Source organism: Rhizobium sp. LjRoot258, assembly GCF_964254185.1.
Lineage (GTDB): Bacteria > Pseudomonadota > Alphaproteobacteria > Rhizobiales > Rhizobiaceae > Rhizobium.
This window is the reverse complement of the sequence record NZ_CAXUST020000001.1, coordinates 2,861,851-2,883,802: the sequence shown is the minus strand read 5'-3', so window position 1 is coordinate 2,883,802 and position 21,952 is coordinate 2,861,851. Positions and strand designations below refer to the sequence as shown.

The following is a 21,952-nucleotide window of genomic DNA, read 5'->3' as shown; positions in this document are numbered from 1 at the left end:
GATGTAGCACGGTCTCCTTCACGATTGTCGATCGCTCCATTGTGAGGGAACAAAGAGACCTCCCCAGTATCGCGTTTGGGAAACGGCCAGGAGCTTTTACAATGCGCAAGCGTGGGCTCAAGGTCATCCGAGAGATTCCGGCAGATGCCGCACGTGTTGGAGCATCCGTTCACCACCATCGTCCGGTGCGGGTTTTCCAAGGGCACGATGCAATGGACTTCGTTTGACGTCGTGAAAGCGAACTTGCTGCTCGCATCTCTTGATCGCGACAGCAGCTCGGTTCGCCTGTTTGGCCCGAGGACGGGTATCGCGGTTATCGTGCCGGACCGAGCTTCCAGTCAGAGTCGCCCGACGGGCAGGCGAGACCCTTGAAGCGGGTTTCTCCCTCGAGGGTGCGCTGGGTCGTCACAAAGGCGCGGCATGAACTTTCAGGATCAACGCCGATTTCTTCAATCACGCCAACACTTCCGGTCGATGGGTTGGCCCAGGCAAGGGGCTTTACTCCGACGGGGCCGCGGCTGACTGTGTCTGCAATAACCGCCTGATCCGTCTTCGTGGCGGACGGGATCGACTGTGTGACGGCGGCGGTTTCCAGGGGTTCGACCTTCGTGCATCCCGCCAGCACCAAGGCTAGAAGAGACAGCTGCAATACGCCTATGTTTGTTCGCGTCATCTGGACGTCCCGATGATTGTTCTTCTGCACAGTAGCATGCAATTCTGACTGCATACTGAGGGCTACTATAGAAATCACAGCGGCACCAGTCGGTTCCGTTCAGGCCAATGCTTTGCTTGTGCATTCCGTCACAATCTGGATGCTTTTCCCCGCAAGTCGGCATTCAACGCTGGTGCCGGTGCACACCGCCTTTGTGAGAGGGCTTCCAATGAAAGCGTTTCGACGACGCGTCGATTGCCGATCTGTGACGCAACCCGAACGGTGTCGGACGTCTGGTGACCAGGCGGTTTAGGTGGGGCAGTTGCACGCTTTTTGCGTGTTTGTCGCTGCTTGTTACCGGCCTGCGGCGTCCGCCAGCCAGCTTCTTACCGCTGCCACAGAGGCCGGATGACGGGGCTTGCGTGGCGAGACGACGTAGAAATCGGAACCAACAGTGAGTTCGATCGGCAACACGAGGAGGAGGCGGCCCGACGTTATGTCGTCCTCGACGAAGAACGTGCTCGTCAGCGCCAGACCCTGGCCAGCAATCGCGGCCTCGAGCGCCAGCGACGTCTGATTGAACCGGATGTTCTTGGCGGTCGTCGGCAGATTGTCCGGAAACGCCAATTCCAGAAACTGCGGCCAGGAATCGTGGGCGTCGTGAAGAAGCGGGTAGCGCGCAAAATTGCCATCCTGGCCGGGCGGGCCAAGCTTCTCCACCAGCAATGGGCTGCCGACGGCAACAAGGAGGTTCTCGAAGAGAAGTTCTGCGTTCAGGCCCGATGCGAAGGGTAGCCGGCCATAACGGACCGCGAGATCCACTGCGTCGGTTTGGAAGTTGGCAATGCGATCAGTCGCCAGGATGCGCAGATCGATGTTGGGATGGGCCGCCGTGAAGTCGGGCAGGCGGGGGATTAGCCACTTCGAGGCAAAGGTTGGCGTCACGCTGATCGTCAGGTGAAGCGGCTCCGGCTTCAGCGTCTCCGTCGCGTCAGAGATCAGCTCGAAAGCACGGCGGACGTTGGTCACGTAGCTCTGACCTGCCTCGGTCAGCGCCAATGTTCGCGGCAGCCTGTCGAACAGCTTCAGGCCCAATTGCGCCTCCAAGCCTCGTATCTGCTGCGCCACTGCGCCCTGCGTTACCCCGATCTCTTCGGCTGCGAGACGGAAGTTCAAGTGCCGCGTGACGACCTCGAACACCCGAAGGCCGTTGAGGGAGGGAAGACGCCTGATACCTTCTGCCATTCGATAGATTTTCTACTGGTTGATGGGAGCGGAACTGGTTCGCATTGCTGATGTCGTAGTGATATCACGCTTCAATGCGACTGCAGACGGCAATCAGTGCGGACCCTCTGAAAATAGGAGAGTGTAATGTCAGTAGAAAAGATAGCGGTGATTACGGCCGGCGGCAGCGGAATGGGAGCCGCCGCAGCAAAGCGTCTCGCAGCCGATGGGTTCAAGGTGGCAATCCTGTCATCGTCGGGGAAGGGCGAAGAACTTGCCAAGACATTGGGGGGTGTCGGTGTGACCGGCTCGAACCAATCAAACGACGATCTGCGTAAGCTCGTTGATCTCGCAATCTCCACTTGGGGACGCATTGATGTGCTCGTAAATAGCGCGGGCCACGGTCCTCGCGCACCCATCCTCGACATATCAGACGAAGACTGGCACCGCGGCATGGAGGTCTACCTCCTGAACGTCATCCGTCCGACGCGCCTGGTCACGCCCCACATGCAGAAGCAGAAGGCCGGATCCATCATCAACATTTCGACGGCATGGGCTTTCGAGCCAAGTCCGATGTTCCCGACGTCGGCCGTCTTCCGCGCCGGGCTGGCGTCGTTCACCAAGATATTCGCGGAGACCTATGCGGCCGAGAATATCCGCATGAACAACGTTCTTCCCGGCTGGATCGACAGTCTTCCGGCAACCGAGGAGCGCCGCGACAGCGTTCCGATGAAGCGCTACGGCACGAGCGAGGAAATTGCCGCGACCGTTGCGTTCCTCGCGTCATCGGGAGCAGCCTACATGACGGGGCAGAACATTCGCGTCGACGGCGGCCTGACCCGTTCAGTGTGACATGGAGGCAGACGGTTGCGGAGTGCGTCGCTTTGTGGACTGGCGCACTCCGGAACGTCGATCAGAAACGGATGACCGCTCCAATGATCGGGCCGTGCTGGATCATGTCATAGGTGAAGCCGTCATTGCTGTAGTTGACGCCGAGGGCGCGATAGCCGGCAACCGCGCTGACCGTGTTGAACTTGTAGCCAACGGCTGCCAGCACATCCCAGTCCAGGTCGGCACCGCCGGCACCGATCATCGCCGAACCAGTTAGGAAGGCTTTGTCAGTCAGCAAGTAGTTACCCTTGATGCCAACGAGCCCGTCCACCCAGCTGGGCGGTGTCGGTATGCGACAGGTTTCCGATGAGGCCGCCGTTCAGCGCGACTATCCCGTTTTCGTCATCGGCCTCGTCGGACGTTGTTCGGCTTCGCAGATCGCGCGAGTCCAAAACGGAGTTCGCCAAGCCGCTTCAGCCTGGAGCGAAGAGGCTTGCATGACAGCGTGCTTGTCGGCTTCATCCCCGCCAGAATCTTTTCCGCTCCATCAGCTCATCCAAGGACGACTGTGCGGCGTTGACCAATTTTTCGCGGTTGCCGACGACGATCAGGGATTGAGCGTCGGGATGTGAATCCAGCCCCAAGTCGTGAACGACTGTCGGCGCCATTGCCATGTCGTTCAGGAGGCCGAGTTCGTCCTGCAGTTGTTCCATCGACGTGATGAACTTGCCGTACCGTCGCTCTGCCTGCTTGCTGGCGAACAACGAGCTTAGGAATTCGCTTGCGTATCTGAGCTTCTTCGCGGCCTTTCGCGCTTCGTGCCGGTGCTCGTCGTCAGCCTCCACCAGAGACTTGCCCCGCTTTTTCAGCGTCTTGCGTTGACGGTCGAGAACCTCGATTGCGAAATCGACCACCGGTCCGCTGCGGATCTCAGCCGTTTCGGGCAGCGTAAGATACTCGCCGCAGTGGAGCCATTCGTTAAGGTCAAGCATAAGGGCTTTGGCGCGCGAGCCGTAAAGCGCATTCAGCACCTCCTCATAGGCGCTGTCGCGCGCTTCAAGCAGGCGGCTTCTGATGTCGCTGCTTCCGACCCTGGCAATCATGACATCAATGTTGCGCGCCGTTCCGAGAATACCGGTCAGCCACCTCAGCTCGCCCTTGAGCCGATGGGATTCGGCATCAACCAGGATCATCTTGTAGAGCGAGAAGGCGGACCGCAGCCGTCTGAGTGCAACGCGGGCCTGATGGAGTGCCGACGGGTTTGCGCGATCCATGAGGATCGATTCGTTCAGCCGGAATTGCCGGAAACATGCCTCAGCGATGACTTGGAACGAACCAGAAACCCGCAGATCGCGATCGAGGTGCACGGGCTCCGCCTTGCAGGCCGTTTCCTGCTCGCCGAGCAGACGGTATCCTCTCTCCGCTTTTGAAACGACGCCAAAACGGATCGGAACGAGCGCCTCGATTCTTCGGGCAAGGATGAACAGGGCATTTGGACTGCCGTCCTTCAGCTCCAGTTCCAATTCCCGTATCTGCATCTGGCGGTCGCCGGCGACGATCAAGCCCATGTCCAAGGCAGCTTCAATCCTGCTCCCGTCCTGATCGACGTTCCACCGATGCCGTTTTACTGATGTAGAGAACTGCGCAACGGAGGCGGTGCCGTCGATATCAAGTTCCGCCTTCAACGGGGTCGTGTAGTCGATCACAGGTGTGTTGCCTGTTACCGGCGCTTCCCACTCAGAGCGCGCAAAGATGGCATTGTTCGAGCCCTTCGTCTTTACCGTTTGGACATGCGCTTCGCCAACCGTACGGATTCGCAGAGAGTAGCCGCCCTCCCATACCTGGTGGTCGGCGGTGTCAAAATAGATCGAGGTCAAGGGATCCACAGAGATCGGCTCGCCCAGCAAGCCGGATCCCAGCAGCGTGTCAACTGCGTCGGCGCTCAGTTCAAGCTTCAGTTCCGTTTCCGTTGCCAAATGGCGGTCTCCGCTCGGTCGCAGGGTGATCGGTGGATGCAATTCTTTCGAAGAGAGATAGAGCGATGCCAGCCGGACAAAACGTCCTGATGACAAAAACTTGAGCGGCGGCGCAATCGAACCGATATGCCACCCGAAAAGCGCGTCTCCGACCCTTACGATCTTACAGGAACGCCCGGAGCAGCATTTCCAGCCCCAGCGCAAACAGGCAGATGAGGAACCATTTTCGGAACGTGCCAGGATCAATCCTTGCGCGTATGGCTTGTCCGGCGGCCATGCCGGCAAGTGCGGGAATGATCGCGATCGCGGACGTCATCAGAGCGCTCGCGTGATATTCTCCGTGCCACGCAAGTCCGCCGGCAAGTGCAATCGTCGAGACGGTGAAAGACAGACCTAAGGCCTGTATGAGATCGTCCCGGGATAGGCCGAGCGATTGCAGATAAGGGACCGCTGGGACGACGAAAATGCCGGTCGCGCCGGTGATCATGCCCGTCACAAGGCCGATTGCCGGAGAAAGCCACCGTTCCAGCCGCGCTGAGACGCTGAGTGGCCGGGCGAGGAGCGTATAGATCGCATACAACATGAGCACTGCGCCGAGTGCGGCGGTCGGCCCACTGCTGCGTCCGTTGGCGATGAAGGCGGTGCCAGCGATCGTCGCCACGGTGATTGCGAGCATCATTGGCCAAAGTCGCAGCGTTACCGGAACGAAGCTCGGTCCTGCCACCAACTGCCAGAGATTGGTTATCAGCGAGGGCATCACCAGCAAAGCGGCCGCAGCAAGAGGAGAAACGAGCGAGCCCAGCAAGCCCATCGCCACGGTGGGTAAACCCATGCCGGTGATGCCCTTGACGATCCCGGCAACGAAGAAGATCACGGCGATGAGCGCGAGGAGGGCAAGCGTTGTTTCCATGTGCTCGGGGAATAGCGGATCTGCCGTCGCGCACAATGCGGATTGTCGGAACCCAGGCTTCGGCTGGTCCGAAGGCTGATTCCGGTGTAATCTTCCGGTATGCGCTTTGACCTTGCTGATCTCCGCCTCTTTCTTGCCGTTGCCGAGGCGGGCAATATCACGCGTGGTGCGGCCGAGGTCGGCCTGTCGCTTGCGGCCGCCAGTGAGCGCTTGCGGGCGATGGAGGCCGTCGGCGATGTGACACTCCTGGAACGCGGCCGCAGAGGCGTGTCGCTGACACAAGCGGGCGAGGCCTTGGCTCACCACGCGCGGCTGATCGAGCGCCAGATGGCACGCATGCGCGGCGAGTTGAGCGAACATGCCAAAGGATTGCGGGCAACGATCCAGGTACTCGCCAATACCGCCGCGATAATGGAGTTTCTTCCGGCACGGCTTGCATCCTGGATGGCCATGCATCCGACGATCGATCTCGATTTGAAGGAGCGACAGAGTGCTGAGATCGCGCGGGCGATACCGGCCGGCCACGCAGAGGTTGGCATCCTATCCGATGCCGTGGAAACCGGCGACCTGCACCTTCGCCATTTCGCCACGGACAGACTGGTGATCGTTGCTGGCAAGCAGTGGAGCTTTGCGCGACAAGCCAACATCGCCTTCCGGGAAGTCCTGGACGAGGACTTCATAGGCCTTATGGACGGAGCGCTGCAAAGTCATATCGAAGATCAGGCCATGCGACTGGGCAGAAAGCTGAAGATGCGCGTCCGGGTGCGAAGCTTTGAGGGCATCTGCCGTCTTGTTTCCAACGGGGCAGGCATTGCCATTATTCCCGCCACGGCCGCAAGGCGCTTTCGGAGGTCGCATGCACTATCTAAAGTGCGCATTGCCGACGCGTGGGCCACCCGGCGACTGGTGCTATGCTGCCAGTCGCCGGATTGGCTGACGAACCAGGCGCGGCATCTCTTCGATCATCTGGCCCTCAACGCCTGACTGAGAGCACTTGCCCCAGTTGGACAAGTCGTTCGGGTTCGCGTCTGCGTTAGGAGCCCGATTCGCGAGCCGCTTTATCCAGGGCTACAAAGTCCCCTTCATCGAGAACGATGCTAGCGGCCGCCACATTTTCCTCGAGATGCTTCACCTTGGAGGTTCCCGGAATGGGCAACATCACGGGGCTGCGCTTGAGCACCCACGCCAAAGCAATCTGGCCTGGCGTCGCGCCATACTTCTTGGCCAGCATGTCAAGAATGGAGCCAGGACGGGCAAGCTCGCCTGCCGCCAGCGGGTACCATGGAATGAAGCCGATGCCCTCGCGCTCGCAGTAGTCCAGCACATCCTCGCTGCCGCGGTCCACGAGGTTGTAGCGATTCTGAACCGTCGCCACGGGAAATACCTTTCGGGCGGCTTTTATGTCTTCAACCGACACTTCGCTGAGGCCGGCATGGGCAATGAGGCCCTGATCCAGCAGCATCTTTACCGCCCCAAACTGCTCTTCGCGAGGGACCGCCGCATCTATGCGGTGCAGTTGCCACAAGTCGATCCGCTCGATGCGAAGCTTCTTGAGGCTGCCTTTCGCTCGGTCGAGAAGATATTCCGGCCGCCCCTTCGGCGTCCACCGGTCCGGCCCCTCGCGGGTCAGCCCGGCCTTGGTCGCAATCAACAGCCCCTTATAAGGATGCAACGCTTCGCTGATCAGCTCTTCGGACACATCGGGGCCGTAGGAATCGGCCGTGTCAATGAAATTGACGGCGACCTCGGGCAGGCGACGCAGGGTTGCCAACGCTCCGGCCTTGTCTGCAGGCGGCCCCCAGATACCGGGTCCCGTAATACGCATCGCGCCGAAGCCGAGACGATTGATGGTGATGGTGCCGATCGAAAATTGTCCCGATGCGGCCGCTGAGATCGTGGAACTGTCTGGCACTGACCTTCTCCCGATTGCCTGTCTGGTTGGGTGGCTTTACTCGGGGCTTAAGGTGGAGCGGGCACGGAGCAATGCAAGTCACTCGGCGCAATGCGCCATTGCCATGCGCAGCTAGCCGGTAGCGGCAGTTCCGGTTCTGCGCGCATCAGGGCCGCCCGGAACCGGCTGCACGTCCGGAAATCAGGCGCAGCCACGCCGGCAGGTGGAAGAGGCACATCAGCAGGTACATCGTCGTCATGCCATCCACTGGAAAAACGTCCTGCATTGCGGAGCAGATCATATCTGCTCCGCCGCTTGCCAAAGTGACAATCGCCATGATGGCGAAGGTTGGCGCCGCTGCCAGGCGCAGCCAATCGGCGACGCCTGCTATTATGCCGGTCGGCGTCTCGACGGATGCGCTGTGCCTTGTCTGGTCGAGGGAAAGCATGAGCGTCATCCCTGGCCGTATTCGTCATGCAGCCGCCACCAGATACCCTGCTCGTTGCGGCCTCGGGGCGCGCGGTCGAGCCATTGATACACGCCCCAAATGCCGTCCAGGCCGCGGGCATAGCTTGAGTAGGTGTGGTAGACCACGCCGTCCTCGAGCACGAAGGCGCTGACACCCGGGCGGTCGCGTGTATACGTCGCGACATCCGTCCCGGTCATTGCGGCGATCTGGGCGACTGGGCTCTCGCTGCCGCGCAGTTTCCATTCCTGCACGGTCTGGCCTTGTGACGGCACGCGTGCCGGTGGCTCACGGCGATAGTTATACTCTATCCCGCCATCGCGCTGCTGCTGCTCGCTGAACAAGACGCTGAAGTCGAGGTTGAAATCGCTGCCGAAAGAGGATGCCCAGTCGAAGCTCCATCCCATCCGTCGCTTGAAAGCCTGCAGCTTGGCAAACGGTGCGCGGGAAACGGCGGTGAAGGCGACGTCATGGTTTTCGAGATGGACGGCAACGCCGTTGAAACCGTCTGCGATCGACGAGCAAGAGGGGCATCCGGCCGTATAGTCAGGTCCGAACATGAAGTGGTAGATGAGCAGCTGCGAACGGCCCTTGAAGAGATCGATCAGCGAAGCGCTGCCATTGGCGGTGTCGAACCGGTATTCCTTGTCGATCCGCACCCACGGCAGCTCCTGGCGACGTTGCGCCAGCATGTCGCTGCGTCGTGTCAGTTCCTTCTCCTCTGCGAGCAGGTCGAGCCGCGCCGCAAGCCATTCTTCGCGTGTACCCGTGATGTGCATCGTCATCATACTTCTCCTTTTGCTGTCTGTTGGCTTAGCATTGCCGCCACTTGCGGCTGCTTGGTGGTCGTGAGCAGACTAGAGCCGGAGTGGGAGATGGTGGGAGTTACAAGTTTGACGGGATTTTTATGGACTCGATGATCATCGCTGCGGCGAGGCTGCTCGCGACCGGGGATCTTCTTGGTGCCTTAAAGAGGGTCGCGCTGCGCAACGATGCGCCTGCGCTCGCGCTTCGTGGCATCGCGATGGCGCAGCTTGGCGATCTCGTCCGGGCGAAGGCCTTGCTGAAGACGGCTGCCCGTGCGTTCGGGCCAAAAGAACCCGTGGCGCGGGCGCGCTGCCTCGTCGCCGAAGCGGAAATCGCACTGGTCTCGCGTGATCTAACCTGGCCGGCCAAGACACTTACCGCCGCGCGGGAGGTGCTCGAAGCGCACGATGACCGTCTGAACGCCGCACATGCACGGCATCTCGAAGCCCGGCGGCTGCTTCTCATCGGCCATCTCGACGAGGCCGAACGCCTGCTCGCCGGGGTGGATCCGGCGCCGCTCCCGCCCCCCTTGCTGACGGCGTACGAACTCGTCGTCGCGGGGATTGCTATCCGCCGTCTCCAGACAGGCGTTGCGCGCGCGGCGCTGCGCCGGGCAGAAAATGCTGCGCGCGAGGCGGGCATTGCCGCTCTTCGTGCGGAGGTCGAAGGGGCCTGCGAGGTCATGAAAACGCCGGCGGCACGACTGATCAGGCGTGGCGAGGAGCGGTTCTTGCTGCTGGAGGAGGTCGAGGCGGTGCTGGCCTCAGGGGCGCTCGTGGTCGATGCATGTCGTTATGTCGTGCGCGATGGGGACGCGGTTGTTTCGCTGACGACGCGCCCGGTGTTGTTCGCGCTGGCGCGTGCGCTCGCCGAAAGCTGGCCGACAGACGTATCGCGGAACGCCCTCGTTGCCCGCGCATTCAGGGCAAAGGACGCCGATGAATCGCATCGCGTCAGGCTGCGTGTCGAAGTCGGGCGGCTGCGCGGTGAGCTTCACCGGATAGCGGACATCAGAGCGACGAGGGACGGGTTTGTGCTTGCACCGCGTCGCGCCGCTGAGGTGATCATCCTGGCCCCGCCCGTCGAAGAGCAGCACGGTGAGGTTCTCGCATTTTTGGCCGATGGGGAGGCCTGGTCTAGTTCGGCGCTGGCGATCGCGATCGGTGCAAGCCCACGCACAGTGCAACGGGCGCTTGACGCACTGGCGGCAACGGGCAAGGTGCAATCCTTCGGACGCGGGCCGGCGCGCCGGTGGACGATACCGTCGCTGCCGGGTTTCCCGTCAACTTTGTTACTCCCAGGTCCACTGCCGAACGACTAGGATAAGCCCATGAAACACAGCAAAGCTGAAATCCTTCGTGAATATGGCCCCTTTCCGAACGCGGACCGTGTAGCCGGCGTCACCTATGACGGCCGGCATGTCTGGTTTGCGTCCGGCGACAAGCTCAATGCCTTCGATCCCGAGGTCGGCGAGGTTGTGCACTCGATAGACGTTGCCGCACACGCCGGAACGGCTTTCGATGGACGCCATCTTTTCCAGCTTGCGGAAGATCGGATCCAGAAGATCGATCCGAAGACCGGCGAGGTGCTATCGACGATCCCGGCCCCCGGCAATGGCGGTGATTCCGGGCTTGCCTGGGCTGAAGGAACGCTCTGGGTCGGAGACTACCGCGGCCGAAAGATCCATCAGATCGATCCGGAAACCGGCGCGCTTCTTCGCAGCATCGAGTCCAGCCGCTTCGTTACTGGCGTGACCTGGGTCGATGGCGAACTCTGGCACGCCACTTGGGAAGGCGATGAAAGCGATATCAGGCGCGTTGAACCTGAGAGCGGGCGAGTGTTGGAACGCATCGACATGCCGCCTGGCCTGAGCATATCGGGGCTCGAGTCCGATGGCGCAGATCGCCTCTTTTGTGGCGGGGGAACAAGCGGCAAGGTCCGGGCCGTTCGCCGGCCCAGATAGCCAGGCAGCCCGTTGTGTATACGGCGTAGGCATCCGCACCGCGGACGTCACCCTACGACTAATCCAATGTCCTGCGGAAGCGGCGGACGGCGATGAGCATGGCAACGGCCATCAGGCAGGCGAGGGCGATCGTGTCATAGGCAAGCGTCTGGATGGTGGCGCCCTTCAGCATGATCGCCCGGACGATCCTGATATAGTGGGTCAGCGGCAGGGCCTCACCGATCCATTGCGCCCATTTCGGCATGCCGGCGAACGGGAACATGAAGCCCGACAGCAGGATATTCGGCAGGAAGAACATCATCGCCATCTGCATGGCCTGCAACTGATTGGCCGCGATCGTCGAGAAAGTGTAGCCGATCGAGAGGTTGGTGACGACGAAGAGCGTGGTCGCTGCCGCGAGCGAGGCCGGACCACCGAGGATCGGGACGTGGAAGACAAGCAGGCCAGCGCCGATGATCAACAACGATTGGACGAGGCCGATCAGCACATAGGGCGCGATCTTGCCCAGCATGATTTCCAGCGGTTTGATCGGCATGGAGAGCAGGTTCTCCATCGTACCGCGTTCCACCTCGCGCGTGACCGAGAGCGCCGTGAAGATCAGCAGCGTCATCGTCAGGATCGTGCCGAGCAGGCCGGGCACGATATTCAGGGTCGATGAACCGGCCGGATTATAGCGACGGTGCTGGACGATGGAAAAGGCAGGCTTGGTCGGTTCGGAAAATTCGACCTGGCGGTCGTTGGCGAGAGCCGCCGTCACGATGCCGGAAAGCGCACCGAGCGCCGAACTCGACGCGACCGGATCGGTGGCGTCGGCCGCGACCAGCAGCGAGGGCGTATCGCCGCGGCGAAGCGAGCGTTCGAATCCCTCGGGAATTTCCACCACGAACAGTGCCCTGCCGGATTGCAGGATCGAATCCATGTCCTCGGCGCGGGTCACGACCGAACGGATCTCGAAAAAATCCGTGTTTTCCAGGGCCGCCAAGATGGATCGGCCGACATCGGTATTCTCGCGCATCAGCACTGCGGTCGGCAGGTTGTGCGGCGTCGTGTTGATCGCAAAGCCGAACAGGAACAGCTGCATGATCGGCAAGGCGACCATTGTCGCCAGGGTTATGCGGTCGCGGGTCATCTGGATGAATTCCTTGACGGTCATCGCCCAGAAACGCCCGAAAGAGCCGCCATTGCCATTTGCCACTGTGGTCGTCATTGAAAATTGTCCTCCGAGCGGCGCATCAGATCGATGAAAGCGTCCTCCAGCGTTGCCTCGCCCTTTTGCCACTTGAGATCGGACCGTTCCCGATAAGGCGCGATTGCCTTCTCGAGCGCCTGGGGATCGCGCCCGGCAACATGCAGGCTCGTCCCGAACGGCGCGATCATGTCCACGCCCGGCTCGTTCTCGAGTTCGGATTGGAGGCGATGCACCTGCGCGCCGGAGACGGTCCACGTCACAAGGCCGGTGCTTGCGATGACTTCGTCCACCGTTCCCTGCGCCAACAGTTTGCCATAGGCGATATAGGCGATCTCATGGCAACGCTCCGCCTCGTCCATGTAGTGGGTGGAAACCAGCACCGAGAGACCGTCGGCGGCAAGCGCGTGAATCTCGTTCCAAAAATCCCGGCGGGCCTTGGGATCGACGCCTGCCGTCGGCTCGTCGAGGAGGAGCAATGCCGGTTCAGGCAGGATGCAGGCACCGAGCGCAAGGCGCTGCTTCCAGCCGCCCGAGAGCTCTCCTGCCAACTGCAGTTCCCGGCCTTTCAAGCCGAGGCGCTCAATGGCGGCGCTTGCTTTGCCGCGGGCGTCAGGCAGGCCGTAGACGCGGGCGACGAATTCCAGATTCTCCCGGATCGACAGGTCCTGATAGAGCGAGAATTTCTGCGTCATGTAGCCGACGCGGCGGCGGATGCGATCGCTCTCGGTCAGGATGTCGAAGCCAAGGCAGGTGCCATCGCCGCTGTCTGGCGTCAGCAGGCCGCAGAGCATGCGGATCGTCGTGGTCTTGCCGGAACCGTTGGGGCCGAGAAAGCCGTGGATGCGGCCCTTCTTGACCGACATCGACACGTCATCGACTACCTTTCTGCTGCCGAAACTCTTGGTGAGGTGATGGACGTCGATCACGGCCGCGGGCGCGTCGATGGCCATTGCCGTGTCGCTCATGGACGGGCTCCCGCAGTGACATCCACCGGCTGGCCGGGGCGCAACGCCTTTGGATCGGCGGGGATCGCCTCGACGCGATAGACGAGTTTGGCACGCTCTTCGAGGCTGTAGATTACCGGTGGCGTATACTCGGTGTTCTTTGCGATGAAGCTGATCTTCGCATCGGTGGGCTGGCACGCGTTACAGGCGACGCGGATCGACTGACCAAGCGAAAACAGCGCGATCTCGGTTTCAGGCACGAAGAAGCGGATGCGGATGTTCTCTGGCGGCAGCAGGGCCACGATCGGCCGGCCGGCGGGCACGACCTCACCGGTGCGGTAATAGACGGTCTCGATGCTGCCTGTTGCCGGAGCCGAGACGAAGCGGCGGGTGAACGCTGCTTCTGCAGAGGCGAGATCGGCCTTTGCGGCTGCAACAGCCTCTCGCGATTGGCGCAGCGTCTCAATGCGGGCCGGCAGGTTGGCGAGCGTAATCTGGCTGCGGACATTGTCGAGGACGGCACGGTTGGCGGCTTCGGTGGCCGTCGCCGTGTCGAGGTTTGCCCTCGTTGCGGTGCCGCGCTCGACCAGTACGCGGGTGCGATCGAGATCCTGTGCGGCAAGGGCAAGCCGGGCGATCGCCTCACGTTCGCTGGCGCGCAGCATGTCTATTTCTTCGGGCCGCTTTTGCTTGGCTTCGGCGAGCTCCAGTTCAGCCTGCAGGCGGGCCAGCGAAGCGCGTGCGGCGCCGACTGCGGCCTCCTCGCTCTGTGAGTCCAGGCTGAAGAGCGGTGCACCGGGCGCAATCGCCTGGCCTTCGGCGACATCGAGCTTGACCAGGCGGCCGCTGTTTTCAGCGCCGATGAACAGCGTGTCGGCCTCGATCCAGCCTTGGTAGGCGCGCTGGGATTTGTCGGAAAACAGGAAGGGCAGGGCGGCAAGCGCCACGCCGGCCACGATAAAGACGACGAGGATTCGTTTCATATCGCGCCTCCTTCCGGCACGAAGAGCGTGTCGAGAAACGTGTCGAAGAGTTTCTGCGTGTCGAGATGCTCGTAGCCTTCGAAAAGCGTCGTCCAGACGATCGACATCAAGGCCGGCGCCATGACCAGTTGCGGGACGTCGGCCACGGCGGGATTGCGTAGCTCGCCGCGCGCAGCGGCACGGGCAAGCAGGGCACGCACGATCGCGAGGCCTTTGGTGATGATCTCGCGGTAATAGAATTCGGTCACAACGGGGAACATCGGACCCTCGGCGAGGATCAGCCGCAGCAGGTGCCGGCGCTCCGTCTCCAAAACCTCGCGCTTGAAGAGCGCATAGAACATCGACACGGCGGTACGCGCCGGGATCATCTCCTTCTGCACCATGCCGCCCACTTCCCCGAGGATCGGCGAGGCAACGCCGGACACGAGTTCGATGAACAATCGCTCCTTGTCGGGGAAATGCAGGTAGACCGTGCCTTTGGCGATGCCCGCACGGGCTGCGACATCCTCCATCCGTGTCGCGGCGAAACCGCGCTCTGCAAAACAGGCAAAGGCGGCGGCCAGGATCTCGGCCCGACGTTGCAAAGGATCTCGTCTTTCTCGCTTTTTTTCTGCCATTCTCTCTATACCAGAAGATGACTGACTGGACAGTCATTAACATAAAGTGCAATTTTTTGCAAGGGAAAGAGACGAGAGGTACGCGTTGAAGCGGCGTTATGTAGATCCTATGAGGGGGGTGGATAGCGCCGTGGCAAATGCCAGCAGGCGCTGACTGCAATGGGTGGCGGCTTCGCCCCACAAGCGTTCATCAGCCGACGGTTGTTCTGCACCGAAGCAGGCTCACTGTCCTCGGCCAATTGAGAAGGCGTCGCCATTTTAAGGCCGAGCCTTTCGACGATCTGCCATTCCACAGGCGACATGTCATAAAGACCTGCGTACCTCACATTCTGAGGCTTGATCGGCTTGGCGACCCTCGCCGTGAATTCCGGATCGCCTTCGCCCATCAGGTTTCCAAGCACCATCGCGTGCGCGGGGTGCTCGGGCGTGATGACGTCAGGGTGAGCATCAACCTAAAGGATGGCCGCCAAGAGTTGCCAATTGCAGGCGAATATTAGACGTTTGTCTTTCGAGCCGGGCAACAGCCGGCCATTCTGCTGGAGGGATCGCGGATCATGACAACGGCCTCCCATCCGATAGACCCGATCAGTCACGGCGACGCCAAGATTTGCCGCGGGTGTTGGGATCAAATGCACGTGCCCATTCCGATCCGGGGCGCGCTTGCACTTCCGTTCCGCGTATTTGGCGTCACCCGCAGCAAGATGAACCCGAACATTTGCACGATTTGCGAGCGGTCGTTTCGCTACGTCAAGAAGAAGCGCCAGATCACTGCCAGCGCCACCATCCTGTTTGCCGACATCAGAGGGTTCACAGCCCTTTCAGAACAGATTGAACCAGTCAGATTGAGCGAGATTGTCAGCCTGTTCCAGGACCGGTGTGCGCAGGCGATCTGGGCTCACGACGGCATCGTCAACAAGCAAATGGGCGACGGTCTGATGGCGATCTTCAATTTTCCGATCGTGAGGAAGGATCACGCTGTCGCAGCGGTTATGGCGGCAATGGACATACAGCGACGTTGCGCGGCCGCGCTCGACAGCCTTGACGCGGATCACAGGCTCGGTGTCGGTGTCGGCATTCACAGCGGCGAGGTCGAGATCGGCGAGTTTTCGAGCTTCCGCAGCGATTTTACCGCGATCGGTGGGACCGTTAATTTGGCCGCACGGCTGGAATCCCAGGCTCGCGCTGACGAGATCATCATATCGCCGGAGACCGCCGCTCAGGCTGCGCATCTTACCTCGGGGGCCGAGGCCCGCCTGCTCTTGCTCAAGGGTATACAGCAACCGGTGCAGGCGCGGGTGCTGCTGAAGACGTGATTTTGAGCATGGTCTTTTGGCCGGTGTGAAGACACTGTCGGTATCAGCCACCAAAACCGGCAGCATGATGTCAACTGCGACGGGGTAATAAGGAAACACCCGCTGTGATCGTTCAAGCCTGCATCAATGGCGCGCGGCCAACCGATTACCATCCGCGATTGCCTCGGACGCCTGAGGCAATCGCAAGGGACGCTGCTGCTGTCGTCGCTGCCGGCGCTGCGGAACTCCATATTCACCCTCGTGCTGCTGACGGAAAAGAAAGGCTTGTAGCCGTCGATGAGACGATCGATGCGGTTCGACGCACGTGCCCGGGCACTCTCGTGGGAGTCTCAACCGGTGCCTGGATTGAAGGTGACGAGCTCCGAACCCTGGAGGCCATTCGTCAGTGGAGTGTCTTGCCCGATCATGCGTCAGTGAACCTTTCGGAAAGCAACGCCCCGGCCGTCATGACATTACTCCGCGAAAAGGGAATTGGAATCGAAGTTGGGCTGGCATCAGTCGCGGATGCGGAACGATACATTCGCCTTGAAGCACATGAGCGTGTTTTCCGCATCCTCATTGAGCTCGACAACGAGCAGGAGCTGCAAGTCGCTTTCGATGTCGCGAAGGGGATCGTCGATACGCTTCAGCGTACCAATGTGCAGCGGCCCATCCTGATGCATGGTTTCGACGCCACCGTTTGGCCATTCGTGCAATTGGCCAAAGAGCAGGGTTATTCCACGCGCGTCGGCCTCGAAGATGGAACGTTTCTTCCGGACGGGGCGATCGCGGCGAACAATGCCGAGCTTGTTGCCGCCGCAGTCGCGATCTTTCGCGGTCAAGGCTGAGCGCAATGCCGGGAAGCGAGCATGCCAAATATCAGCCTCGCGTTTGGCGCGCCCTAGAGTATGCTCAGCGCGGGCAGGCGGCGACATATCGCCGGCCGTAACGATCCCGGTAGTAGCACTGACCAGGCTGCCCGGCGACGTTGCCGATGACGGCGCCAGCGACGCCACCTATGGCGGCACCCACGGCGGCACCGCGCACATTGCCGGTCGCCACACCGCCAATGACCGCGCCCGAGGCCGCACCAATTCCCGCGCCCTGCTCGGTCGGGGTGCATCCGGCAATCGTCACTCCTGCCAGAAGAAGCAAAATCGATAGGCGTTTCATCTCGCTTTCCTTCCTGCTTTAAGTCGTTCGCGCGGGGGTAGATAGAGGCATTTCGGAAAAGACAATCGCAGCTTTAATTCGCCGCCGCGGCCGGCTTCTTTCGATCAATCGATGCCGGTGTCTCCATTGCCTATTGGACCGCTTGCGCCAGTTAAGATCGGGTTGCAACGAAGAGTAGGATCCTTGACATGAACGAGCATGAAGAGAAAATCCGCCGCCGCGCCTATGAGATCTGGGAGCAGGAGGGACGCCCCCACGGTCAGGATATGAAGCATTGGCTGGAAGCCTTCAAGGAATTCGGCGAGCGGGTCGATGGTGCAACCAGCCGTGCTTCGACAAAGTCGACGGCCAAGGCGAAATCGGCAAAGCCGCCGGCTGCGACGAAATCCGCAGCTGAAAAACAAGCCGGGAAGAAGACAAAAGTGGCTGCGATCGCGATAACCGCAGCTCCCGCAGACAAGCCCCGTCGCACGCGTTCTCCGAAGTCCGTCACAACGCACTAGATCGTCAGCGCAGCTTTGGGCCGACTGAAGTGGCTGAGCCCGTCACTGTCAGACGCGTGTGTTTGCTTCGGCGTGCGGGTGGGATTTGCGCGCCGTGCGGCGAAGGCGGCCAAATCTAGCAGCCTTCGCCGCACGCAAGTCATGCCAGGACCTCGGCCTCCACTGCAGCTGCGACGAAAGCGTCTCGAGAGGCTTCCAGGTGCGCGAGATAGTTCATGGCTTCCACGCATCTGCGCTTGGCGGCTTCAAGGTGCATGCTGTTTTGGATCGGCCACCGGTGCTCCAGATAGTCAACTGCTTCGGCGGGACCGTGGATATGCTCACAGGGGCGTGCTCCAATCCGGATCGCCACGGGCGCAGTCCACCTTGGTTCGGTTGCATGGCTGATAGTGTTCATGATGAACCTCCTCTTTGCCAACAAACGATAAGCGGGATGTAGGTGTTCGGCGGAGCCGATCAACACCTACGCCGGCGTGAGACCGTGCGTCGAATTGTTGATCCCGGGGCGATTGTCGAGCGGCCGGGGCGGGCGGCTCAGTGCACGCTTGGCAGTTTGGCCGTTACGGCGTAGTCCTCCGCCACGAGTTCGCTGATTGCGATCAGAACCTCTTCGGCGGTAAAGCCGGAGGCGATTGTCGTACGGATCAGATCCTGAAGATCCGGCTCGATCACGTCCCGGCAGTCCTCGAGACGTTCATCGGAAACAGTCAGGCTATGCAGTTCTTCCATAATGGACCTTTCCTGGGATGGAGCTGCCGCCGAGGGACTTCCGGCGACAATAGTCGTGGCAAATTATCGGCCGGATGAGCGCCGCTTGGGGGAGGCCAAGAGGCCTTCGCGCTGCAACCTCTTCCGGGCCGCCTTGTGCTGCCTGGCGATTGCCTGTGCCCGTTCACGCACTCGTCTCTCGGATGGCTTCTCGTAGGCCCGGCGTTCCTTCATTTCGCGGAACAGACCCTCACGCTGCATCTTCTTCTTCAATGCACGCATGGCCTGTTCGACGTTGTTGTCTCTGACAATGACCTGCATCTTTTTCTCCTTGTTCTTGAGGTTCAGTGGTTTGCCTCTCAGCCAAGCTGCCGGGCGATCAGGTCCTGCAGTTCACGACGCGTGAGAAGGCAGGGGTAAGGTTTCCAGTTCTTGTCCGGGCAGCGAGTGGCGTCATCGCGCTCGCGCGGACCCGCCGCGGGTGCGGCGGGAGTATTGGGTTTGTTCAATTGAAGTCCTTTGCCGTACGGTGGCATTCTCGACATGGCGGCCTCGGTTTCCATCACGCGGATCGTAGGAAACGCACCAAGATGCGACGCACGATGCGTCGACCATGTCATGTTCGATTTTTTCGGGTGACCGCCACAAGATGGGTACTCGGGCGATGCGTTGCAAGGCTTCGGCCTCACACACCGTCGCCTCCAGTCAGATGATGCTCTATCTGGATGGCGTCATTGCGACCAGCCTTTGAAGGCCCTCTAGGCGTCGGTCCCTTGGAGATTTTGGCGAGGTCACCGCAAAACAGACGACGTGAGTTTTGCAGTGACCTCTTGATGACTAGGAAATGTAATCATCCAAGCACATGCTACCTGAAGTACTGAAACATGGAATTTATCACATACGGTAATCCACATGTACTTTGGGAGCGGCCGCCTATCGCGCGGAATCGGGCTATGAGCCTTTTGGGGAATGTCGGGCTTGAACCGGATAGTGCTGTTTGCCTGCGACCCTCTTTCGTATGATGCTCCTTCTACCGCTGGATAGAAACCACGAGGTCGCCATTCGCAGACCTCGGTTCTTACGGTTTGGTCATGCGAGGCGTGATCCGGCCGCTCCCATCTTACATCTTTGTACATAAATCGTATCCGATTAAATCGCAAATATATTGACGTTGCGATGCGGTTTGCGTATTTAAGCGCATCCGAGTTATTCGGGCGCGAATTAAATTGGCAGAAAGGACGTCGCTATGTCCCGCGAGAACAGGTTCAGGCAGTCGATGCAATCGGCGATGACCGCCATGCAGGCCGGTGGACGCTCGATGCGTAGCGATCATCCAAATACGCCCCCGGCCTATAGCGAGTTTGCGCGAGTGCTCGACCCCTCTATCTATGAGGCGTTACCCGATGATTGGCTGGTCGGGATAACGGATGTCGTCGGCTCGACGTCGGCGATCAAGTCGGGGCGCTACGAAGACGTCAACTACGCTGGTGCGTCGGTGATCGCTGCGGTCGGAAACGCGTGGGGCGACTTCGATTTTCCCTTCGTATTCCGCGGAGATGGAGCCGCATTCGCGCTGCCGCCTTATGCGATCATGACCGCGACTTCCGCGCTGCGGCAGGTGAGCGCCTTTGCGAAAGCCAATCTCAATCTCGCTCTTCGGGCCGGCTTGCTGACCGTGGGCGAAATACGTGCCAATGGACGCGACGTGCGCATTGCGCGCTACGCCGCCTCTGAAAACGCGACCTATGCGATGTTTGCCGGTGGTGGCCTGAAATGGGCCGAGCGGCAAATCAAGAACGGGCGATACCTGGTGAAGCCAGGCAGCTACACGACCAAGCCCGATCTGACCGGTCTGACCTGCGATTGGGAGCCGTTTCCCAGCCAGCGGGGTGAGATCCTCTCGCTGCTGGTGGAGCCATACGACGAGGGGGGGCCGGAAGCCTTCGCGTCGCTGGCAAAGTGCGTGCTTTCCGTTCTCGACGCCGGCACGCGACAGGCCGAACCCTTGTCGCGGAATAGCGCCATTGCCAAGGACGGCGCCAGGACAGTCGATCTCGAAGGCTGGCTGGCGGTCGCCTCCAACTCGGACTTCCGCAAATATGACGATGGCCTGCGTCTCACGCTGGATTGCACGCGCGAACAGATCGAAACAGTCGAAGCCATCCTGGTTGCGGCAAAGGCGCGGGGCGAGGTGAACTTCGGACTGCACCGCCAGTCCCACGCGCTCATGACCTGTTTTGTGCCTTCGCGAAAGCCGGGCTCGCATCTGCACTTTCTCGACGGCATGGGTGGCGGATACGCCAAGGCGGCCGAGATGATGGAGGCAAATGAGCTTCCCATGGTGTCATTGCGGTAGAAGGGATGCCGTCGAGATCGCCGGCGTCGGCCAATTTCCGGTGATGTTCGATCGGTCCTGTTAGTTTCGGGACGCCTCGAAAAAATCCGGTGCTCGGCTTTCGATCAGTGAATGCCTTGTTCAGGGCTATACCACGGGCTCACAAGGGCGGCACTACGCGTTGCCGCCACGCCGAAATCTTGTTTTCGACGGTCCGTCGCGGATTGCTGGAAGCGCGACCTCAAAAGCACGGCACTTTCTTTCCGCTTTCCGAACAACGAAACTTGGACGGCTGCATCCGAGGGCAAAGGCGAGCGCCGAATGCATCGACGCTCACTTGCGGCGACAATAATCAATCCTTCGCCGGTCCGACCTTTGTCGCCTTCAGGAGGTTGTTGCGCAGCCGCACCACGGATTTCTGCACGACCGGAAAGTCCTCACCGAGGCCGGTGGCTTCGACCAGCGGTGCTCCGGGATCGGCCTCCACAAGATCGCGTCCGGCGCGGGTTAGAGTCACGCGGACTTGCCGTTCATCAGCAGGATCGCGTTTGCGCTGGATATAACCCAAGGATTCAAGCTTCTTGAGTATCGGTGTCAGCGTGTTTGATTCCAGGAAGAGCTTTTCGCCGAGAGCTCCTACAGTCTGGTCGTCCTTCTCTGACAGGGCAACCATCGCGATGTACTGGGTGTAGGTCAGGTTCAGCTTGTCCAGGATCGGCTTATATGCGCGTCCGAAGGCGAGGTTTGCCGAGTAGACTGCAAAGCACAAAAAGTTTGAAAGCTTGTTGCCCTTGCTGTCGGTCTCGCCGGAGGAGGGCGTCTCAACCTCGAGGCTCTTTGCGGTTTTAGATGCGGACATGGGAGATCCTATTGGGTTTCTCTTCGTTCCCTTTCTATAAATCGTATCCGATTAAATCGCAATGGTATTGACAGTTCCGTTTCGCCGATCTATTTAAATCGCATCCGATTGAAGCGGATGCGAGTAAACGCGACACGAAAGGATTTTACCATGACTGAGAAGCTCCTCTTTACCGGCAAGACTCACAATAAGGGCGGTCGCGACGGTTTCACACGCAGCAGCGACGGCGAGTTGGACCTCCGGCTGTCTCAGGCGCACCCGGCCGCTGAGCGCCTTTTTGGCGCCGCATGGTCGGCCTGCTTCATTGGCGCCATCGAGGTCGCTGCAGCGCAACGAAAGATCAAGCTGCCCGTCGATCCTGAGATCGATACCGAAATCGATCTGAATGCCGACGGAGGTTCCTACTTCCTGCGCGCGCGCCTCAACGTCAGCCTGCCGGGTATCGAGCGTGACGTCGCAGAGGAACTCATCCAAGCAGCCCATGAGATCTGCCCGTACTCCAAGGCAACGCGCGGCAATATCGACGTGTCGACCAACCTCATCTGAAGGGGTGGAAACGCTCTCGGCGAGAACCAATGCAAAGGTATCGCCGACACCATCGTAGAATGGATAAGCCCGGCCTTCGGTGT

At 60.5% G+C, this 21,952-nt stretch carries 27 protein-coding genes and 1 pseudogene; 9 read left to right on the top strand and 19 right to left on the bottom strand.

Annotated features, from left to right (window positions below; genetic code table 11):
* Positions 1 to 313: 313 nt before the first annotated feature.
* Together ACSQ9D_RS14265 and ACSQ9D_RS14260 are read right to left on the bottom strand one after the other, a co-directional pair.
* Complete coding sequence (locus ACSQ9D_RS14265; protein ID WP_037120949.1) at positions 314 to 673, bottom strand: RT0821/Lpp0805 family surface protein; 360 nt, start codon at positions 671 to 673, stop codon at positions 314 to 316.
* A 333-nt stretch (positions 674 to 1,006) separates the two neighbouring features.
* A complete protein-coding gene (locus ACSQ9D_RS14260; RefSeq protein ID WP_436282765.1) occupies positions 1,007 to 1,897 on the bottom strand; it encodes a LysR substrate-binding domain-containing protein in 891 nt (296 codons plus the stop codon).
* A gap of 126 nt (positions 1,898 to 2,023) precedes the next feature.
* Here ACSQ9D_RS14260 and ACSQ9D_RS14255 point away from each other — a divergent pair, with 126 nt between their 5' ends.
* The gene (locus ACSQ9D_RS14255) at positions 2,024 to 2,728 is read left to right on the top strand and encodes an SDR family oxidoreductase (RefSeq protein WP_436282764.1); all 705 of its coding nucleotides are present in this window, start codon (positions 2,024 to 2,026) and stop codon (positions 2,726 to 2,728) included.
* A gap of 61 nt (positions 2,729 to 2,789) precedes the next feature.
* Here the strand turns inward: ACSQ9D_RS14255 and ACSQ9D_RS14250 are convergent.
* The 3 genes and pseudogenes from ACSQ9D_RS14250 to ACSQ9D_RS14240 all read right to left on the bottom strand — a co-directional run.
* Positions 2,790 to 3,096: pseudogene (locus ACSQ9D_RS14250) on the bottom strand (hypothetical protein); the annotation flags it as partial.
* A 129-nt stretch (positions 3,097 to 3,225) separates the two neighbouring features.
* On the bottom strand, positions 3,226 to 4,683 hold the full coding sequence (locus tag ACSQ9D_RS14245; RefSeq protein WP_436282763.1) for a CHAD domain-containing protein: 1,458 nt from the start codon (positions 4,681 to 4,683) through the stop codon (positions 3,226 to 3,228).
* 163 nt (positions 4,684 to 4,846) lie between these two features.
* Complete coding sequence (locus ACSQ9D_RS14240; RefSeq protein ID WP_436282762.1) at positions 4,847 to 5,593, bottom strand: sulfite exporter TauE/SafE family protein; 747 nt, start codon at positions 5,591 to 5,593, stop codon at positions 4,847 to 4,849.
* A 99-nt stretch (positions 5,594 to 5,692) separates the two neighbouring features.
* Here ACSQ9D_RS14240 and ACSQ9D_RS14235 point away from each other — a divergent pair, with 99 nt between their 5' ends.
* Positions 5,693 to 6,577 (top strand): LysR family transcriptional regulator, encoded by an 885-nt coding sequence (locus ACSQ9D_RS14235; protein WP_436282761.1) that lies wholly within the window; start codon positions 5,693 to 5,695, stop codon positions 6,575 to 6,577.
* A 49-nt stretch (positions 6,578 to 6,626) separates the two neighbouring features.
* Here ACSQ9D_RS14235 and ACSQ9D_RS14230 read toward each other — a convergent pair whose 3' ends face one another.
* The 3 genes from ACSQ9D_RS14230 to ACSQ9D_RS14220 form a co-directional block, all read right to left on the bottom strand.
* Positions 6,627 to 7,505 (bottom strand): aldo/keto reductase, encoded by an 879-nt coding sequence (locus ACSQ9D_RS14230; RefSeq protein WP_436282760.1) that lies wholly within the window; start codon positions 7,503 to 7,505, stop codon positions 6,627 to 6,629.
* Between the two features lie 145 nt (positions 7,506 to 7,650).
* Positions 7,651 to 7,932: a hypothetical protein gene (locus ACSQ9D_RS14225; RefSeq protein WP_436282759.1), complete on the bottom strand. Its 282-nt coding sequence runs from the start codon at positions 7,930 to 7,932 to the stop codon at positions 7,651 to 7,653.
* 5 nt (positions 7,933 to 7,937) lie between these two features.
* Positions 7,938 to 8,735 carry a DUF899 domain-containing protein gene (locus ACSQ9D_RS14220; protein WP_436282758.1) on the bottom strand — a complete coding sequence of 266 codons (798 nt, stop codon included), beginning with the start codon at positions 8,733 to 8,735 and terminating at the stop codon, positions 7,938 to 7,940.
* A gap of 122 nt (positions 8,736 to 8,857) precedes the next feature.
* On the opposite strand from ACSQ9D_RS14220, the gene ACSQ9D_RS14215 reads away from it, so the two are divergent.
* On the top strand, positions 8,858 to 10,078 hold the full coding sequence (locus ACSQ9D_RS14215) for a helix-turn-helix domain-containing protein (RefSeq protein WP_436282757.1): 1,221 nt from the start codon (positions 8,858 to 8,860) through the stop codon (positions 10,076 to 10,078).
* Positions 10,079 to 10,087: 9 nt separating this feature from the next.
* Positions 10,088 to 10,720, top strand: coding sequence for a Vgb family protein (locus ACSQ9D_RS14210; protein ID WP_436282756.1), 633 nt, complete (start codon positions 10,088 to 10,090; stop codon positions 10,718 to 10,720).
* Positions 10,721 to 10,778: 58 nt separating this feature from the next.
* Here the strand turns inward: ACSQ9D_RS14210 and ACSQ9D_RS14205 are convergent, their stop codons facing one another.
* The 5 genes from ACSQ9D_RS14205 to ACSQ9D_RS14185 form a co-directional block, all read right to left on the bottom strand.
* Complete coding sequence (locus ACSQ9D_RS14205) at positions 10,779 to 11,927, bottom strand: ABC transporter permease (RefSeq protein WP_436282755.1); 1,149 nt, start codon at positions 11,925 to 11,927, stop codon at positions 10,779 to 10,781.
* Positions 11,924 to 12,874, bottom strand: coding sequence for an ABC transporter ATP-binding protein (locus ACSQ9D_RS14200; RefSeq protein ID WP_436282754.1), 951 nt, complete (start codon positions 12,872 to 12,874; stop codon positions 11,924 to 11,926). The genes ACSQ9D_RS14205 and ACSQ9D_RS14200 overlap by 4 nt, the downstream gene beginning before the upstream one ends.
* Positions 12,871 to 13,836, bottom strand: coding sequence for an HlyD family secretion protein (locus tag ACSQ9D_RS14195; RefSeq protein WP_436282753.1), 966 nt, complete (start codon positions 13,834 to 13,836; stop codon positions 12,871 to 12,873). Before ACSQ9D_RS14195 ends, ACSQ9D_RS14200 begins: the two co-directional genes overlap by 4 nt.
* Positions 13,833 to 14,453 carry a TetR/AcrR family transcriptional regulator gene (locus ACSQ9D_RS14190; protein WP_436282752.1) on the bottom strand — a complete coding sequence of 207 codons (621 nt, stop codon included), beginning with the start codon at positions 14,451 to 14,453 and terminating at the stop codon, positions 13,833 to 13,835. The genes ACSQ9D_RS14195 and ACSQ9D_RS14190 overlap by 4 nt, the downstream gene beginning before the upstream one ends.
* Before the next feature lie 107 nt (positions 14,454 to 14,560).
* On the bottom strand, positions 14,561 to 14,839 hold the full coding sequence (locus tag ACSQ9D_RS14185; protein WP_436282751.1) for a hypothetical protein: 279 nt from the start codon (positions 14,837 to 14,839) through the stop codon (positions 14,561 to 14,563).
* Positions 14,840 to 15,007: 168 nt separating this feature from the next.
* Here ACSQ9D_RS14185 and ACSQ9D_RS14180 point away from each other — a divergent pair, with 168 nt between their 5' ends.
* Positions 15,008 to 15,766, top strand: coding sequence for an adenylate/guanylate cyclase domain-containing protein (locus ACSQ9D_RS14180; RefSeq protein WP_436282750.1), 759 nt, complete (start codon positions 15,008 to 15,010; stop codon positions 15,764 to 15,766).
* A 104-nt stretch (positions 15,767 to 15,870) separates the two neighbouring features.
* Positions 15,871 to 16,593, top strand: coding sequence for a 3-keto-5-aminohexanoate cleavage protein (locus ACSQ9D_RS14175; protein WP_436282749.1), 723 nt, complete (start codon positions 15,871 to 15,873; stop codon positions 16,591 to 16,593).
* Between the two features lie 64 nt (positions 16,594 to 16,657).
* On the opposite strand, the gene ACSQ9D_RS14170 is transcribed toward ACSQ9D_RS14175, so the two are convergent.
* Complete coding sequence (locus tag ACSQ9D_RS14170) at positions 16,658 to 16,918, bottom strand: glycine zipper family protein (protein WP_024316101.1); 261 nt, start codon at positions 16,916 to 16,918, stop codon at positions 16,658 to 16,660.
* Between the two features lie 188 nt (positions 16,919 to 17,106).
* On the opposite strand from ACSQ9D_RS14170, the gene ACSQ9D_RS14165 reads away from it, so the two are divergent.
* Positions 17,107 to 17,421, top strand: coding sequence for a DUF2934 domain-containing protein (locus ACSQ9D_RS14165; protein WP_436282748.1), 315 nt, complete (start codon positions 17,107 to 17,109; stop codon positions 17,419 to 17,421).
* 139 nt (positions 17,422 to 17,560) lie between these two features.
* On the opposite strand, the gene ACSQ9D_RS14160 is transcribed toward ACSQ9D_RS14165, so the two are convergent.
* The 4 genes from ACSQ9D_RS14160 to ACSQ9D_RS14145 all read right to left on the bottom strand — a co-directional run bounded on the left by ACSQ9D_RS14160 (position 17,561) and on the right by ACSQ9D_RS14145 (position 18,749).
* Complete coding sequence (locus ACSQ9D_RS14160; protein WP_037120776.1) at positions 17,561 to 17,818, bottom strand: DUF982 domain-containing protein; 258 nt, start codon at positions 17,816 to 17,818, stop codon at positions 17,561 to 17,563.
* A gap of 137 nt (positions 17,819 to 17,955) precedes the next feature.
* Positions 17,956 to 18,150 (bottom strand): hypothetical protein, encoded by a 195-nt coding sequence (locus tag ACSQ9D_RS14155; RefSeq protein WP_072374175.1) that lies wholly within the window; start codon positions 18,148 to 18,150, stop codon positions 17,956 to 17,958.
* A 63-nt stretch (positions 18,151 to 18,213) separates the two neighbouring features.
* Positions 18,214 to 18,450: a 30S ribosomal protein S21 gene (rpsU, locus tag ACSQ9D_RS14150; RefSeq protein ID WP_436282747.1), complete on the bottom strand. Its 237-nt coding sequence runs from the start codon at positions 18,448 to 18,450 to the stop codon at positions 18,214 to 18,216.
* A 38-nt stretch (positions 18,451 to 18,488) separates the two neighbouring features.
* The gene (locus tag ACSQ9D_RS14145; RefSeq protein ID WP_436283894.1) at positions 18,489 to 18,749 is read right to left on the bottom strand and encodes a hypothetical protein; all 261 of its coding nucleotides are present in this window, start codon (positions 18,747 to 18,749) and stop codon (positions 18,489 to 18,491) included.
* Positions 18,750 to 19,447: 698 nt separating this feature from the next.
* On the opposite strand from ACSQ9D_RS14145, the gene ACSQ9D_RS14140 reads away from it, so the two are divergent.
* Positions 19,448 to 20,485 (top strand): DUF3095 family protein, encoded by a 1,038-nt coding sequence (locus ACSQ9D_RS14140; RefSeq protein ID WP_436283837.1) that lies wholly within the window; start codon positions 19,448 to 19,450, stop codon positions 20,483 to 20,485.
* A gap of 331 nt (positions 20,486 to 20,816) precedes the next feature.
* On the opposite strand, the gene ACSQ9D_RS14135 is transcribed toward ACSQ9D_RS14140, so the two are convergent.
* Entirely contained in the window at positions 20,817 to 21,323 is a 507-nt protein-coding gene (locus ACSQ9D_RS14135; protein WP_436282746.1) for a MarR family winged helix-turn-helix transcriptional regulator, read from the bottom strand.
* Between the two features lie 150 nt (positions 21,324 to 21,473).
* Here ACSQ9D_RS14135 and ACSQ9D_RS14130 point away from each other — a divergent pair, with 150 nt between their 5' ends.
* Positions 21,474 to 21,869, top strand: a complete 396-nt coding sequence (locus tag ACSQ9D_RS14130) for an Ohr family peroxiredoxin (protein ID WP_436282745.1) — start codon at positions 21,474 to 21,476, stop codon at positions 21,867 to 21,869.
* The last annotated feature ends 83 nt before the right edge of the window (positions 21,870 to 21,952 follow it).

Coding starts and splice junctions, on each gene's coding strand:
- ACSQ9D_RS14265 (WP_037120949.1), bottom strand. CDS start 673: ATGACGCGAACAAACATAGGCGTATTGCAGCTGTCTCTTCTAGCCTTG.
- ACSQ9D_RS14260 (WP_436282765.1), bottom strand. CDS start 1,897: ATGGCAGAAGGTATCAGGCGTCTTCCCTCCCTCAACGGCCTTCGGGTG.
- ACSQ9D_RS14255 (WP_436282764.1), top strand. CDS start 2,024: ATGTCAGTAGAAAAGATAGCGGTGATTACGGCCGGCGGCAGCGGAATG.
- ACSQ9D_RS14240 (WP_436282762.1), bottom strand. CDS start 5,593: ATGGAAACAACGCTTGCCCTCCTCGCGCTCATCGCCGTGATCTTCTTC.
- ACSQ9D_RS14235 (WP_436282761.1), top strand. CDS start 5,693: ATGCGCTTTGACCTTGCTGATCTCCGCCTCTTTCTTGCCGTTGCCGAG.
- ACSQ9D_RS14225 (WP_436282759.1), bottom strand. CDS start 7,932: ATGCTTTCCCTCGACCAGACAAGGCACAGCGCATCCGTCGAGACGCCG.
- ACSQ9D_RS14220 (WP_436282758.1), bottom strand. CDS start 8,735: ATGACGATGCACATCACGGGTACACGCGAAGAATGGCTTGCGGCGCGG.
- ACSQ9D_RS14215 (WP_436282757.1), top strand. CDS start 8,858: ATGGACTCGATGATCATCGCTGCGGCGAGGCTGCTCGCGACCGGGGAT.
- ACSQ9D_RS14210 (WP_436282756.1), top strand. CDS start 10,088: ATGAAACACAGCAAAGCTGAAATCCTTCGTGAATATGGCCCCTTTCCG.
- ACSQ9D_RS14205 (WP_436282755.1), bottom strand. CDS start 11,927: ATGACGACCACAGTGGCAAATGGCAATGGCGGCTCTTTCGGGCGTTTC.
- ACSQ9D_RS14200 (WP_436282754.1), bottom strand. CDS start 12,874: ATGAGCGACACGGCAATGGCCATCGACGCGCCCGCGGCCGTGATCGAC.
- ACSQ9D_RS14195 (WP_436282753.1), bottom strand. CDS start 13,836: ATGAAACGAATCCTCGTCGTCTTTATCGTGGCCGGCGTGGCGCTTGCC.
- ACSQ9D_RS14190 (WP_436282752.1), bottom strand. CDS start 14,453: ATGGCAGAAAAAAAGCGAGAAAGACGAGATCCTTTGCAACGTCGGGCC.
- ACSQ9D_RS14185 (WP_436282751.1), bottom strand. CDS start 14,839: ATGGGCGAAGGCGATCCGGAATTCACGGCGAGGGTCGCCAAGCCGATC.
- ACSQ9D_RS14180 (WP_436282750.1), top strand. CDS start 15,008: ATGACAACGGCCTCCCATCCGATAGACCCGATCAGTCACGGCGACGCC.
- ACSQ9D_RS14170 (WP_024316101.1), bottom strand. CDS start 16,918: ATGAAACGCCTATCGATTTTGCTTCTTCTGGCAGGAGTGACGATTGCC.
- ACSQ9D_RS14165 (WP_436282748.1), top strand. CDS start 17,107: ATGAACGAGCATGAAGAGAAAATCCGCCGCCGCGCCTATGAGATCTGG.
- ACSQ9D_RS14160 (WP_037120776.1), bottom strand. CDS start 17,818: ATGAACACTATCAGCCATGCAACCGAACCAAGGTGGACTGCGCCCGTG.
- ACSQ9D_RS14155 (WP_072374175.1), bottom strand. CDS start 18,150: ATGGAAGAACTGCATAGCCTGACTGTTTCCGATGAACGTCTCGAGGAC.
- rpsU (WP_436282747.1), bottom strand. CDS start 18,450: ATGCAGGTCATTGTCAGAGACAACAACGTCGAACAGGCCATGCGTGCA.
- ACSQ9D_RS14145 (WP_436283894.1), bottom strand. CDS start 18,749: ATGACATGGTCGACGCATCGTGCGTCGCATCTTGGTGCGTTTCCTACG.
- ACSQ9D_RS14140 (WP_436283837.1), top strand. CDS start 19,448: ATGCGTAGCGATCATCCAAATACGCCCCCGGCCTATAGCGAGTTTGCG.
- ACSQ9D_RS14135 (WP_436282746.1), bottom strand. CDS start 21,323: ATGTCCGCATCTAAAACCGCAAAGAGCCTCGAGGTTGAGACGCCCTCC.
- ACSQ9D_RS14130 (WP_436282745.1), top strand. CDS start 21,474: ATGACTGAGAAGCTCCTCTTTACCGGCAAGACTCACAATAAGGGCGGT.